At 57.3% G+C, this 342-nt stretch carries 1 protein-coding gene; it reads right to left on the bottom strand.

Features of this window, described 5'->3' with window-relative positions; all coding sequences use genetic code 11:
- Window positions 1-342 (bottom strand): hypothetical protein (locus SB751_RS28825; RefSeq protein ID WP_410748886.1); only part of this gene is annotated, 342 nt, incomplete at both ends.

The raw sequence follows: 342 nt of genomic DNA, 5'->3' as shown, positions 1-342 counted from the left end.
TGGAAATCCTCGGGTGAAAAACCCGCCCAGGAATAGTTGCGGACGTTCTTCCTGCTCTGCGCGTCACGCACGTAGAAAGACAGCGACGCCTTCTGCTCGGGCACGTTCACCGCCTTGTGCAGCGACGGCACGAATTCGTATTGGGCCGTGGGATAGGTTTTCTTCACGCCCAGCAAAGTGCTGACCGAGATCTGGGTATCGCTGAATTCGTAGCGGTTCACGAAGACGTAGTCTTTGCGGATGATGAGAAACGCGATCAGGCCCAGCACCACCGTGGCGACGTAGAAGACCGGCGTATCGATGTGGCGGTCGACGGTGTAGCGGTAGGCGTAATTGAAGACC

This window comes from Cupriavidus sp. SIMBA_020, assembly GCF_046535395.1.
Taxonomy (GTDB): Bacteria; Pseudomonadota; Gammaproteobacteria; order Burkholderiales; family Burkholderiaceae; genus Cupriavidus; species Cupriavidus campinensis.
This window is presented reverse-complemented; position numbering and strand designations above follow the sequence as displayed.